The sequence below is a fragment of the Curtobacterium sp. PsM8 genome (genome assembly GCF_030433875.1).
GTDB lineage: Bacteria > Actinomycetota > Actinomycetes > Actinomycetales > Microbacteriaceae > Curtobacterium.
Window position 1 is genome coordinate 81,020 of sequence record NZ_JARUXD010000003.1, and the last position, 13,024, is coordinate 94,043.

Sequence of the window (13,024 nt, forward strand, 5' to 3'; positions counted from 1 at the left end):
CGTCAGAACCTCACTCTCGGGTCGATGAGCGCCGCGACGACGTCGACGACGAAGTTCGTGACGGCGACGATCACCGCCAGCATCGCGACGATGCCCTGCACGGCGACGAAGTCACGGGCGGACAGGTACTGGTTGAGCTCGAAGCCCAGGCCGCGCCAGCCGAAGGTCGTCTCGGTGAGGACCGAGCCGCCGAGGAGCATCGCGATCTGCAGACCCATCACCGTGATGATCGGCACCAGGGCCGGTCGGAAGGCGTGCGTCCGGACGAGTCGGGACTCCCGCACACCGCGGGAGCGCGCGGCGTCGACGTACTCGGAGCCGAGCGAGCCGATCATGTTCGCGCGCACCAGGCGCAGGAAGATGCCGGCCGTCAGCAGCCCGAGCGTCAGCGCCGGCAGGACCGCGTGCTGCAGGACGTCGCTGATGATCTGGCCGTTGCCGGTCCGGATCGCGTCGATGAGGAACACCCCGGTCGGGTTGTCGATCCGGTCCAGGATCAGCTGGACCCGGGTCGACGCCCGGTCGCCGAGCGGCAGCCACCCGAGCCAGACCGAGAAGACGAGCTTGAGCAGCAGGCCACCGAAGAACACCGGCGTCGCGTAGGTCAGGATCGCCAGGGCACGGAGCAGGACGTCCGGCCACTTGTCGCGGAGGTACGCGGCGAGCATGCCGAGCGGGATGCCGAGCACGAGGGCGACGATGAGGGCGTAGAACACCAGCTCTGCCGTCGCGCCGCCGTACTGCAGGATGATCTCGGTCACCGGGCGGTTGTCGGTGACCGACGAGCCGAAGTCACCGCGGACGATCTGCCCGAGGTACTCGATGTACTGGACGATCACCGGGCGGTCGTAGCCCGCGGCGTGCAGGCGTTCCTGCAGCTGCGTGGGCGTGAGCCGTCCGCCGACCGAGGCGGTGATGGGGTTCCCGACGACACGCATCAGGAAGAAGACCAGTGTCACCAGGATGAACACGGTCGGGAAGATCAGGAGGAAGCGGATGAGGATGTACCGGCCGAGTCCGCCGCCCTGTCCCTTGGCACGTCGCTGTGCCTGGGGTTTCGTGGGCTCGGTCTCGATCGCCTCTGGGTTCGTGAGGGTCACGGGGTCTGTGCCTTTCGCATGACGCCGAGAGGGGGGGGGGGGGGGGGGGGGGCGCCCGCCCGGCCGGGGGGGGGGCGCGAGATCGGGCGGGCCGCCCCGCCGCCCCCCCGGCCGGTACGGCGCGGGGGGGGGCCGGGGGGGGGGGGGCGGGGCCCCCCCCGCGGGGGGGTGGGTGGGGGCCGGGGGGTCTGCCCCTCCCCCCCCCCCCCGGGGGGGGCCCCCCCGGGGGGCCCCCCCCCCTTCCGTGCGTCTGGTTACTTGGTGATGGTCCCGTAGCGGAACTTGAAGGACGCGTCGAGGGTGACACCCTTGACGTCCTTGCCGGCCACGGCGACCGACTTGCCCTGCAGGAGCGGGAGGGTCGAGATCTGCTCGGCCTCACGCTGCTGGGCCTTCTCGATGATGGCGGCGCGCTTGTCGGTGTCCGACTCTTCCTGCTCGTCGGCGATCAGACCCTGGATGGTCGGGTCGTCGTAGTGGTTCTGCACGAAGTTGTCCTTCGTGAAGAACGGCGAGAGGTAGTTGTCGGCGTCCGAGAAGTCCGGGAACCACCCGAGCTGGTACAGCGGGTAGGCGTCCTTCGTGCGCTCGACCGCGTAGGTCGTGTAGACCGTGGACTGGATGTTCACGGTGAACAGGCCGGTGTTCTCGAGCTGGGTCTTGAGCGTGGCGTACTCGTCGTCCGAAGCCGAGCCGTAGTGGTCCGGCGAGTACTGGATGTCGAGCTCGATCTTGCCCGAGACGCCGGCGTCCTTGAGCGTCTTCTTGGCCTTGTCGACGTCCGGCGCACCGTTGCCGTCACCGTAGAGCGACTTGAACGGCGTCGCGGCACCGGTCAGGCCGTCCGGCACCATCGAGTAGACGGGCGTGTAGGTGTCGTTGTAGACCTCCTTGGCGAGCTCGTCGCGGTCGACGACGTCGGCGACGGCCTGGCGCACGGCCAGTGCCTTCGCTTCGTCGGCGTCGCTCTGGCCGGTGCCGAAGGGCTGCGTCTTGAAGTTGAAGACGACGTAGCGGATCTCGCCGCCGGGGCCGTCGATGACCTGCAGCTTGGAGTCCTTGCGGAGCGACGAGATGTCCGTCGGCGTCAGGGAGCGGTACGCCACGTCGACGTCGCCCTTCTGGACCGCGAGCTTGAGGTCGGTCTCCTTGGTGAAGTACTGGGCGGTGACGTCCTTGGTCTTCGCCTTGTCGAGGACACCGTCGTACTTGTCGTTCGCCTCGTACGCGATCAGGTCGTTCTCCTTGTAGGAGGTGATCTTGTACTGGCCGGCGAAGGCGTTGCCCTTGACGATGTCGTCGGCGCTGGTGAGCTTCGTCGCCGAGAAGACGTCCTCGTCGACGATCGGGCCGGCGGGGCTCGAGAGCACCTGCGGCCAGGTCTGGTCGGCGTGGTCGAGGTTGAAGACGACCGTCGTGGCGTCCGGGGTGTCGATGCTCTTGAGGTTCGCGAGCAGCGACCACGGGCCGTTGTCGTTCTTGATCTTCAGGTCGCGCTCGAACGAGAACTTGACGTCGCTCGAGGTGAGCTTGTTGCCGTTCGCGAACTCGAGACCCTTCTTCAGGGTGACCTTGTACGTCGTCGGGTTCGTGAACTCCGCCTTCGTGGCGATGTCCGGCTCGACGTCCGGGCTGCCCGTCGGGGTGTTCATGAGGAACGGGAAGACCTGGTTCTGCACGGCGAACGAGCCGTTGTCGTAGGAACCGGCCGGGTCGAGCGAGGTGACCTTGTCGGTCGTGCCGATGATCAGGCCGTTGAGGTCGCCGGAGCCACCGCTGGTGCCGCCTGCGCAGCCGGTGAGCACGAGCGCGGTCGCTGCGGCGCCGGCGCCGAGTGCGAGGGTGCGCTTGCCCCATGTGGAAACGGATGCCATGTCCGATTGCCTCTCTGATGTGGTTGCAAGAGTCCTGGGACCGAGTGGAACGGGCTGTGACCGGTCGCAGGGACGTTCAATGGTCACACCCTGCCAGACATCGGGAGGCCCCGGGGGCGGATTGTTTACACCGCTGTAACGCAGGATCGCGGCTCAGAGCGCAGGATCGGAGGCAGTGTGTCCGGCGCGGCGCGCAGCTTCCTTGCGCCGTGACGACAACTGTTGCGTCCAGCAACTCCCCGGTTCCGCGGGGCTCGGAGCCGCTCGGCGGCGCACCCGACGGCCCGCCGTGCTCCGCAGGAGGACGGCCGAGGACGCGCTGTTCAGGCGCCGGGGGTGTCCGCGCGGAGCCGCATCCGCTGGGCGTCGAGGTCCATCAGCTGACGCTGCACGTCTGTCCGACGCTCCTGGTCGGACGGATCCGTGCGCTGCAGTTGTCCGAGCAGCGAGGCCTTCCGCGCGAGCAGGTCCCGTTCGACGAGGGCCACGACGATGCCACGGCAGTAGATCGCCAGGTCCTCGTCGGAGCGAGCCGGGATCGGCGCGAGCGCGAGCTCCTGCACGAGCGACCGGAACGGCGCCGGCACGTCGCTGAGCAGCTTGTCGAGCCAGGCCCGGTCCCCCACCGCGTCGATGTTCGCCACGACGGCGTCACGGACGACCGAGAGCATCCGCGCCGAGAAGGTCGCCGAGGCCGCCAGCGCGAGCAACGGGACGCCGACCGACTGCGGCTGCTGCACCATCGCCATCACGGCGTCGCGCTCCATCCGTGCGATCGGGTCGTCCGGCAGCGACCGGATGCTCGCCTGCGGTTCGTCCGGCAGGTCGCGACCGTCGCCGTGCCGCCCGGATCCGTCGGTGCCGGAGCCGTTGGTCCCGTTGCCGGAACCGTTCTGCCCGGCGTTGGACGAGCCTCCTGATCGAGCGCCCTGCCCAACGTCAGACGGACGCCGACGGGCCGTGGCGACCGCCCGACGCACGTCCTCGATGTCCATGCCGAGCCACCCGGCCGTGTTCCGGATGTAGCCGTCCGCAAGGGCGCGGTCACGGATGTCGGCGATGACGGGCGCGCTCTCGCGGAGACCGCCGACGCGGCCCTCGACCGTGTCCAGGTCGTGGCCGTCGAGCCGGCGACGGATCATGAACTCGAACATCGGACGACGGTTCTCGACCAGACGGCGGATCGCGTCGTCGCCCCGGGCCAGACGGAGGTCGCAGGGGTCGAGACCGCCCGGGGCGACCGCGACGTAGGTCTGCGACGCGAACCGCTGTTCCTCGGCGAAGGCACGGGAGGCGGCGCGCTGCCCGGCCTCGTCCGGGTCGAACGTGAAGACGATCTGGCCGAGCTGCGAGACGTGCTGTCCGGCGGAGTCGCCGAGCATCGGGCGCAGGACCTTGATGTGGTCGACGCCGAAGGACGTGCCACAGGTGGCGACCGCGGTCGTGATGCCGGCGAGGTGGCAGGCCATCACGTCGGTGTATCCCTCGACGATGACGACCTGCTTGCCCTTCGCGATCTCCTTGCGGGCGAGGTCGAGCCCGTAGAGCACCTGGCTCTTGTGGTAGATCGGGGTCTCCGGCGTGTTCAGGTACTTCGGGCCCTTGTCGTCCTCGAGCAGCCGCCGGGCGCCGAAACCGATCGTCGCCCCGGTGACGTCGCGGATCGGCCACATCAGGCGGCCGCGGAACCGGTCGTACGGGGAGCGGTCCCCCTGGCTGACGAGTCCGGCGGCGACGATCTCGTCGATGCTGAACCGCAGCCCGCGCAGGTGGTCCTTGAGCGCGTCGAACGACTTCGGCGCGAAGCCGACACCGAAGTGCTGCGCGGCGGCCGGGTCGAAGCCGCGCTGCCCGAGGAACTGCCGGGCCGGCTCGGCCGCGGCCGTGGTCAGCTGCGCCGTGAAGAACGCCTGCGCTGCCTCGTTCGCGGCGATCAGGCGGGCACGCGCGTTGTAGTCGGTGCGGGGACCGTCGCCGTCCTCGTAGTGGAGTGTGAAGCCGATCTTCGCGGCCATCCGCTCGACGGCCTCCTGGAAGGTCGTGTGCTCCTGCGACATCAGGAAGCTGAAGACGTCACCGTCCTCGCCGCACCCGAAGCAGTGGTACCGGCCGACCTGCGGACGGACGTGGAACGACGGGGTGCGCTCGTCGTGGAAGGGGCAGAGGCCCTTGAGCGAGCCGACGCCCGCGGACTTCAGCGTGACGTAGTCGCCCACCACGTCGGCGATGTTCACGCGCGCGCGGACCTCGTCGATGTCGTTCCGCGCGATCAGTCCTGCCACCCGACGATTCTAGTTCGGCGGGCCGACGTCGTCGGACCGCCTGTGGACGTCGGCGGAGACGTCCGGCCAGCGGTTCGGCTCAGACCGCGATGTGGGCGGGCTCGCGCTCCCCGACGACCAGACGCTTGTGCCAGGCGAGCGCGCCCTGGTCTGTCAGGCTGGCCACCTGGTCGACGACGGCCCGGAGGCGTCCCTGGTCGTCGCCGGCGGTGCGCCAGTCGGCCGCGAACCCGGGCTCCAGCGCGTCGGCACCGCGGTCGGCGAGGACGTCGAGCAGCTCGGTCAGCACGCGGCGCTGGTCCTCGTACACCGGCTGCCGGTCGCCCTGCGTCATCACGAACGCCGCCACGATGCCCTTGAGCACCGCGATCTCGCCGATGATCTCCGGCGGCGTGACGACGCTCGCCGCGAACCGGACGAGCGAGCCCGAGGCGTAGGCCTCGCGCGTCGCGGTCGTCGCCGTGCGGGCGAACCGGCCGATGAGCTGGCTGGTCAGGTTCTTCAGCCGCGCCTGCGCCTGCCGGGAGCCGTCGTACTCGGTCATCCACAGCGACATCCCGCGCAGTCGGTCGAACGCCTCGAGCAGTTCGTCGCGGCTCAGGTCGTCGCCGACCCAGGCGTGCATGGCGGTGACGATGTCGTTCTCGCCGACGCGGTCGCCCAGAGCGGCGACGTCGATGAAGCCCGCGACGACGGCGTCCTCGAAGTCGTGCACCGAGTACGCGATGTCGTCGGACAGGTCCATCACCTGGGCCTCGATGCAGCGCTGCCGGCGGGGGGCGCCGGCGCGGAGCCAGGCGAAGGCCTCGTGGTCCTCGTCGTAGAAGCCGAACTTCGTGCGGCCGGACGATGCCTCGCCCACTCCCTGCGACGCCGGCCACGGGTACTTGCAGCTGGCGTCGAGCGAGGCGCGGGTCAGGTTGAGGCCGTAGGCGCGTCCGTCGTCGCCGTAGACCTTCGGCTCGAGCCGGGTGAGCAGTCGCAGGGTCTGCGCGTTGCCCTCGAAGCCGCCGATGTCGGCCGCCCAGGCGTTCACCGCGGTCTCGCCGTTGTGGCCGAACGGCGGGTGCCCGATGTCGTGCGCCAGGCAGGCGGTGTCGACGACGTCCGGGTCGAGGCCCAGGCTGTCGGCGAGCTCGCGCCCGACCTGGGCGACCTCGAGCGAGTGCGTCAGGCGGTTCCGGGCGAAGTCCAGCCCGGTCGTCGGACTGAGCACCTGCGTCTTGGCGGCCAGGCGACGGAGCGCGCTGGAGTGCAGTAGACGGGCGCGGTCACGGGCGAAGTCGCTCCGCCGGTTGCCGTGCTCCTCGGGGAACCAGCGGTCGGCGTCGGCCGGGCCGTACGACGAGGTGGCGCTCATCCGCCGCTGTGGTGCATCTCGGCGGCGGCCAGGACCTTGCGGAACTCCGAGTCGACGTCGCGGCTCTCGAGCCAACGGTCCGGCAGCGCGGTCCGCTTGGCGTGTCCGGCACGACCACGCGGGCCCTCGACGTCGGCACCCGGGTACGGCGCCGTCCAGTCGAGCTGGCCGAGCAGGTCGTCGATCTCCTGCAGGCTCGAGGCCATGGCGAGACCGGAACGGACCTCGCCGCCGATCGGGTACCCCTTGAAGTACCAGGCCACGTGCTTCCGGATGTCCCGGCAGCCGTGCTCTTCCGACTCGAAGAACTCGACCAGCAGTTCGGCGTGCCGACGGAACGCGACCGCGACCTCGCCGAGGCCCGGGGCGGCCCGGAGGTCCTCACCGCGGAACGCCGCGGCCAGGTCGCCGAACAGCCACGGACGGCCCAGGCAGCCGCGCCCGACGACGACGCCGTCGCAGCCGGTCTCGTCGACCATCCGCAGTGCGTCGGCGGCGGACCAGATGTCGCCGTTGCCGAGGACCGGGATGTCGGTGATGGTCTCCTTGAGGGTCGCGATCGCCGACCAGTCCGCCTGGCCCGAGTAGTGCTCGTTGGCGGTCCGGGCGTGCAGGGCGACACTCGCGACGCCGGCGTCCCGCGCGATGCGGGCGGCGTCGAGGTAGGTCAGGTGGTCGCCGTCGATGCCCTTGCGCATCTTCACGGTGACCGGGACGTCACCCGCTGCCCGCACGGTCTTCGTGACGAGGTCGCGGAACAGGTCGAGCTTCCACGGCAGCGCCGCGCCCCCGCCCTTCCGCGTGACCTTCGGCACCGGGCACCCGAAGTTCAGGTCGATGTGGTCGGCACGGTCTTCGCCGACCAGGATCGTGGCAGCCTCGGCGACGGTGTTCGGCTCGACGCCGTACAGCTGGATCGACCGCGGGGTCTCGGACTCGTGGTGCCGGATGAGCCGCATCGACTCGGGCGTCCGCTCGACCAGGGCACGGGAGGTGATCATCTCGCAGACGTACAAGCCGGCGCCGTACTCACGGCAGAGGCGGCGGTACGCCATGTTCGTGATGCCGGCCATCGGGGCGAGCACGACGGGCGCATCGACCTGGATGGGGCCGATGCGCAGAGGTGCTGCTGCAGCTTGTGTGATCGTCATACGTCGCTCATTCTCCCACGTCGTCGGCCGCCGGTAGCGTTCTCCACATGACCGTTCCGGATGCCGTCACCCGCTTCGACTCCGATGCTGCCGCCCGCGGCCTCGACGTGCAGGTCGTCGAGCGTCCCGCCGCCGACTCGCTCGAGGGTGCCGCGGCCCTGCTCGGCATCGACCCGGGCGACATCGTGAAGACCCTGGTGGTCAGGCGCCACGACGGCGGGTTCCTGTTGGCGCTCGTCCCCGGCGGTCGGAGCATCGCCTGGAAGAAGCTCCGCACGGTCGTCGGCGTGAACAAGCTGTCGATGCCCGACGCGGCCACCGCGCTCGAGGCCAGCGGCTACGAACGCGGCACGATCACCCCGATCGGCGCGACGGGCGACCTGCCGGTGTTCGCCGACGAGCGGGTGCTCGGGCGACGGGTCGCGCTCGGGGCCGGCCGACACGGTGCCAGCGCCTTCGTGGACGGCGACGCGCTCGTCGCCGCTTACGACGCGACGGTCGCGGACATCACCGACGAGGAACCGCCCCGCTCGTGACTCCGGTCAGTCGGGGACCTCGGACCAGTCACCCTCGGCGCCCGGCACGAAGCACGAGTCGCCCTCGCAGACCGGCGCACCGCCGGGCGTGACGAGCGTCAGGAGGGCGGGTCGGCCCTCCAACCCGGCCGGGAGGCCCGACCCACCACCCACGGGAGCCGTCGCGCCCGTCACCGAGTCACCCCGGCGTCCGCTGCCGCATCGTCGTCGGCACGCTGGGCAGCCTCGGCCACCTCGGCGGGCGTCGACTCGCGGAGCGCGACCACCTGGCGGAGGACCTGCTCGAACGCGGCCGGGTCCTGAGCGCCAGAGACGCCGTACTTGCCGTCGATGACGAAGAACGGGACGCCGTTGATGCCGTAGGCCTGCGCCTGGGACTGGTCGGCGCGGACCGCGGCGAGCTGGCTGTCGTCGCGGAGGGTGGCCAGTACCTCGTCCCGGTCGATCCCGACCTCGGCGGCCAGGTCGGCCAGCGAGTCGTCCTGCCCGACGTGCTCGCCGCGCTCGAAGTAGGCGGCGAAGAGGCGCTCGACCATCTCGAGCTGCTTGCCGTGCTGCTTGGCGAGGTGGATCACCTGGTGTGCCTTGACCGTGTTGGTGTGGCGGAGGGCGTCGTAGTCGTAGTGCAGGTCGACCTGGGCGGCGATGCCGGCGACCTGGTCGATCATCTGCTGCGCCTGCTCGACCGGCAGGCCCTTGTGCTGCGAGAGGAACTCGGCCTCGGAGCCCTCGAAGTCGACGGGGGTGTCGGGGCTCAGTTCGAAGGAGTGGTACTCGACCTCGACCGGGCCGCCGAACGCGGAGACGCCCGCCTCGAACTTGCGCTTGCCGATGTAGCACCAGGGGCAGGCGATGTCCGACCAGACATCGACCTTCACGGAGTCGTTCATGCTGACCCCAACGCGGACGCCACCGCGGCATTCCCGCGCCCGCCGCCGCGGCCGGTGCCCGCCCGCCCCGCCCCCGCCCCGCCGCCGGCCGGTGTCGTCCGGCTGCGCACAACGGAAACCGCCCCGCGCCACGGGATCCCGTGGTTCGGGGCGGTTTCTGTTGTGCGGGTCCGATCGGCGCCAGCGGCCAGCGGGCGGCGCGCCAGCCACCAGCCCCGCGCCGCGCTACGCGCCGAGCAGCCGCTCGGCCAGGAAGCCCTGCAGGCGGTCGAGCGACACGCGCTCCTGGCCCATGGTGTCGCGCTCGCGCACGGTCACGGCCTTGTCCTCGAGCGTGTCGAAGTCCACCGTGATGCAGAACGGGGTGCCGATCTCGTCGTGGCGACGGTAGCGACGGCCGATCGCACCGGCGTCGTCGAAGTCCACGTTCCAGTTCTTGCGCAGGTCGTCGGCCAGGCCGCGGGCGACCGGTGAGAGCTGCTCGTTGCGGGACAGCGGCAGGACCGCGGCCTTCACGGGCGCCAGACGCGGGTCGAGGCGCAGGACGGTGCGCTTGTCGACGCCGCCCTTCGCGTTCGGCGCTTCGTCCTCGTGGTACGAGTCGAGCAGGAACGCCATCAGCGCACGGGTCAGACCGAACGACGGCTCGATGACGTACGGCACGTACTTCTCGTTCGCGGCCTGGTCGAAGTAGCGCAGGTCCTGACCGGACGCCTCGATGTGGTTCTTCAGGTCGAAGTCGGTGCGGTTCGCGACGCCCATGAGCTCGCCCCACTCGGTGCCGGCGAACCCGAAGCGGTACTCGATGTCGGCGGTCGCGTCGGAGTAGTGCGCGCGCTCCCCGTCCGGCACGTCGAAGCGGCGGAGGTTCTCCGGGTCGATGCCGAGGTCGGTGTAGAACGCGACGGCGTCGGCGATCCACTGCTCGTAGTGCTCCTCGGCCGAGGCCGGCGGCACGAAGTACTCGATCTCCATCTGCTCGAACTCGCGGGTCCGGAAGATGAAGTTGCCGGGCGTGATCTCGTTGCGGAAGGCCTTGCCGACCTGGCCGATGCCGAACGGGGGCTTCATGCGGCTGGTCGTGACGACCTGCGCGAAGTCGACGAAGATGCCCTGGGCGGTCTCGGGGCGCAAGAAGTTCAGGCCCTCTTCCGACTCGACCGGGCCGAGGTAGGTCTTGAGCATGCCGCTGAACTCGCGGGGCTCGGTCCACTCGCCGCGGGTGCCGCAGTTCGGGCACGCGATCTCGGCCATGCCGCCCTCGGGAGCGCGGCCCTTCTTGGCCTGGAACGCCTCGAGCAGGTGGTCCTCGCGGAAGCGGTGGTGGCAGTGCAGGCACTCGACGAGCGGGTCGGTGAACGTCGCGACGTGGCCGGAGGCCTCCCACACCTTGCGGGGCAGGATGACGGCGGAGTCCAGGCCAACCATGTCGCCACGGCCGCGGACGAACCGCTGCCACCACTGGCGCTTGATGTTCTCCTTGAGCTCGACACCGAGGGGCCCGTAGTCCCACGCGGAGCGGGATCCGCCGTAGATCTCCCCCGACTGGAAGACGAACCCACGGCGCTTGGCCAGGGCGATGACGCTGTCGAGACGGGAGGGCTGTGCCACTGAGGTGCTCCTGAGTTCGCCGAGCTGGGTGCTCGGTGTGCGGTCGGACCCGGCAATGCTAGCGGCCCGGGAGGCCCGACCCACCGCCGCCCCGTCCCTCACCGCCCCGACGCGCCCGGCTCCACCCCCGCCAGCGCCGCCGCCACGTCGGTCACGTCGTCCTCGTCGTTCCAGAGGTGGAACGCGATCCGCAGCCGTCCGGCCCGCCCCGACGCGGTGATGCCCGCGGCCGTCAGTGCCCGCAGCCCGGTGCCGTCGGCGTCGGGGAAGGTGACGATCGCCTGCCCACCCGAGCCGAGCCCCTGCCGCGGTGACCCGAGCGCGTCGCAGAGCCGGTCTGCGAGTCCGGTGGCGTGCCTCCAGGTCGTGTGCGCGTCGAGCGAGACGGCGTGCCGGAGTGCGGCGACCGCTCCGGGCCACGCCTGCCAGGCCGGCGAGACGTCGAAGCGGCGGGCGTCGTCGGCCAGGTGCATGGCGGGGCCGTAGCAGGAGGACCAGACGTCCTCGCCCGCGTACCACCCGGCCTGGACGGGGCGCAGGCGGCCGAGTGCGGTGTCGGAGAGCGTCATGAACGCGACGCCGCGAGGAGCGCAGAGCCACTTGTAGGTGTGCGTGATGGTGATGTCGAAGGGCGCGGCGGCGACGGGCAGGACTCCGGCGGCCTGGGTGAGGTCGCAGAGCGTCAGGGCGCCGACCCGTCGGGCCGCGGCGAGGACGGGTGCCGGGTCGGTGACGATGCCGGTGGCGGACTGCACGACGGACCAGGCGACGAGCGCGGTGTCGGGGCCGATCGAGGCGGCGAGCTCGGCGAGGGGGACGCTCCGGACGCGCACGCCGCGGTGTGCCTGCGCCAGGAAGGGGAAGACGACGGAGCTGAAGTCGCCGTCCGGGACGACCACCTCGGCGCCGTCCGGCAGGGCGTCGGCGACGACGGCGGCCATCACCGAGGTCTGGGACCCGGTCGCGACCTGCGCTGCCGGCACACCGACCAGGTCGGCGAAGAGGGCGCGCCCCTCCTCGACGAGGGCGCCGTAGTGCGCGGGCGAGGACTCGGCGCGGGACCACGCGTCGAGGTCGGCGCGCTGCGCGGCGAGCGTGCCGTGCGACGGGAGGCCGGCGGTGCACGCCGCGAGGTAGCCGCGGCCGGCGGGGAACGAGTCCATGTCCGACAGGGTCCCGCCGCCCGAGGCATCACGCCAGAGCAGGTTCGTTGTGCCACCGGTAACATCGTGTGATGGACGACATCGACCCGCAGCTGCTCCGCGTCCTGCGCGCCGTCGCCGACAGCGGGTCGATCACCCGCGCGGCCGCCGCACTGGGCTCGAGTCAACCCGCGCTCAGCCAGCTCTTGACCCGGGCCGAGCAGCGCCTCGGGCACGCGCTCGTCCTGCGTGGCGGCCGCGGCGCGACCCTCACGCACGCCGGCCAGGTGCTCGCCGACCACGCCCTGCACGTGCAGGCGGCGTTGACCGCGGCGCGCGAGGACCTCGACGCCGTCGGCGGACTCACCCGCGGGCGTGTCCGGCTCGCGGGGTTCCCGAGCGCGTCCTCCGCCCTCGTGCCCGCGCTGCTCGCGCGCCTGGCCGCGACGGCGCCGGGGGTGACGACCTCGTACGTGGAGGTCGAGCCTCCCGAAGCCCTCGACCTGCTCCGCAGTGGCGAGGTCGACGTCGCCCTCACCTTCACCTACGTCGGCGACGAGGTCGGGGCCGTGCCCGACCCGGGGCTCGTCACCCGGGCACTCGGCCGCGACCCGCTGGCGCTGGTCACGCCCGTCGCTGCCGGTCAGCCGCTCGTGACGGGAGGCCCGGGTCCCGTCCGCCCCGCCGGCTCGACCGTCGTGGACCTCGCGTCCTACCGCGACGCCCGCTGGATCGGGGGGTGTCCGCGCTGCCGGGGACACCTGCTCGCCTCGTGCGCGAGCGCGGGGTTCACGCCGGACATCGTCCTCGAGACGGACAACGCGGCCGCGGTCGTGGGGCTCGTCGCCGCGGGGCTCGGCGTGGCGCTGCTCCCCCGGTTGGCCCTCGCCACGACGGTCATCCCGGCCGGTGTCGCGATCGACCCCGTGGACGACGACCTGGCGCGCCGCGTCGAGGTCGTCGTCGCCCCCCGGGGCGGGCGCGGGGGGGGGGTGGGGGGGGGGGGGGGGGCGGGGGGCGGCGCGGGGCCCCCGCGGGGCGGGCGCGGGCCGGCCCCCCCGGGGCGCCCCGCGGGGGG

At 71.5% G+C, this 13,024-nt stretch carries 10 protein-coding genes; 2 read left to right on the forward strand and 8 right to left on the reverse strand.

What is annotated here, in order from left to right; translation table 11 throughout:
* Window positions 1-2: 2 nt before the first annotated feature.
* From QCD68_RS01335 to dusB, 5 genes are all read right to left on the reverse strand, one after another.
* Window positions 3-1,100, reverse strand: a complete 1,098-nt coding sequence (locus tag QCD68_RS01335; RefSeq protein WP_290156632.1) for an ABC transporter permease — start codon at window positions 1,098-1,100, stop codon at window positions 3-5.
* Window positions 1,101-1,354: 254 nt separating this feature from the next.
* Entirely contained in the window at window positions 1,355-2,974 is a 1,620-nt protein-coding gene (locus QCD68_RS01340) for an ABC transporter substrate-binding protein (RefSeq protein WP_253462751.1), read from the reverse strand.
* A 323-nt stretch (window positions 2,975-3,297) separates the two neighbouring features.
* Window positions 3,298-5,256 carry a DNA primase gene (gene dnaG, locus QCD68_RS01345; RefSeq protein ID WP_301221742.1) on the reverse strand — a complete coding sequence of 653 codons (1,959 nt, stop codon included), beginning with the start codon at window positions 5,254-5,256 and terminating at the stop codon, window positions 3,298-3,300.
* Window positions 5,257-5,335: 79 nt separating this feature from the next.
* On the reverse strand, window positions 5,336-6,616 hold the full coding sequence (locus QCD68_RS01350) for a deoxyguanosinetriphosphate triphosphohydrolase (RefSeq protein ID WP_301221743.1): 1,281 nt from the start codon (window positions 6,614-6,616) through the stop codon (window positions 5,336-5,338).
* Window positions 6,613-7,767 carry a tRNA dihydrouridine synthase DusB gene (dusB, locus tag QCD68_RS01355; protein ID WP_111076378.1) on the reverse strand — a complete coding sequence of 385 codons (1,155 nt, stop codon included), beginning with the start codon at window positions 7,765-7,767 and terminating at the stop codon, window positions 6,613-6,615. Before dusB ends, QCD68_RS01350 begins: the two co-directional genes overlap by 4 nt.
* 47 nt (window positions 7,768-7,814) lie before the next feature.
* Between dusB and QCD68_RS01360 the strand changes: the two genes are divergently transcribed.
* Window positions 7,815-8,303 (forward strand): aminoacyl-tRNA deacylase, encoded by a 489-nt coding sequence (locus tag QCD68_RS01360; RefSeq protein ID WP_301221744.1) that lies wholly within the window; start codon window positions 7,815-7,817, stop codon window positions 8,301-8,303.
* Between the two features lie 170 nt (window positions 8,304-8,473).
* On the opposite strand, the gene QCD68_RS01365 is transcribed toward QCD68_RS01360, so the two are convergent.
* The 3 genes from QCD68_RS01365 to QCD68_RS01375 form a co-directional block, all read right to left on the reverse strand.
* Window positions 8,474-9,193: a DsbA family oxidoreductase gene (locus QCD68_RS01365; protein WP_111076376.1), complete on the reverse strand. Its 720-nt coding sequence runs from the start codon at window positions 9,191-9,193 to the stop codon at window positions 8,474-8,476.
* A gap of 225 nt (window positions 9,194-9,418) precedes the next feature.
* Window positions 9,419-10,804, reverse strand: a complete 1,386-nt coding sequence (locus QCD68_RS01370) for a glycine--tRNA ligase (RefSeq protein WP_111076375.1) — start codon at window positions 10,802-10,804, stop codon at window positions 9,419-9,421.
* 98 nt (window positions 10,805-10,902) lie between these two features.
* Window positions 10,903-11,967: an aminotransferase class V-fold PLP-dependent enzyme gene (locus QCD68_RS01375; RefSeq protein ID WP_301221745.1), complete on the reverse strand. Its 1,065-nt coding sequence runs from the start codon at window positions 11,965-11,967 to the stop codon at window positions 10,903-10,905.
* Between the two features lie 71 nt (window positions 11,968-12,038).
* Here QCD68_RS01375 and QCD68_RS01380 point away from each other — a divergent pair.
* Window positions 12,039-13,024, forward strand: a 986-nt coding sequence (locus tag QCD68_RS01380) for a LysR family transcriptional regulator (protein ID WP_301221746.1), incomplete at its 3' end; no start/stop codon positions are given.

Bases quoted from the DNA above. Each gene is read 5' to 3' on its own strand.
- QCD68_RS01365 (WP_111076376.1), bottom strand. From the start codon at position 9,193: ATGAACGACTCCGTGAAGGTCGATGTCTGGTCGGACATCGCCTGCCCC.
- QCD68_RS01375 (WP_301221745.1), bottom strand. From the start codon at position 11,967: ATGGACTCGTTCCCCGCCGGCCGCGGCTACCTCGCGGCGTGCACCGCC.
- QCD68_RS01360 (WP_301221744.1), top strand. From the start codon at position 7,815: ATGACCGTTCCGGATGCCGTCACCCGCTTCGACTCCGATGCTGCCGCC.
- QCD68_RS01350 (WP_301221743.1), bottom strand. From the start codon at position 6,616: ATGAGCGCCACCTCGTCGTACGGCCCGGCCGACGCCGACCGCTGGTTC.
- QCD68_RS01340 (WP_253462751.1), bottom strand. From the start codon at position 2,974: ATGGCATCCGTTTCCACATGGGGCAAGCGCACCCTCGCACTCGGCGCC.
- dusB (WP_111076378.1), bottom strand. From the start codon at position 7,767: ATGACGATCACACAAGCTGCAGCAGCACCTCTGCGCATCGGCCCCATC.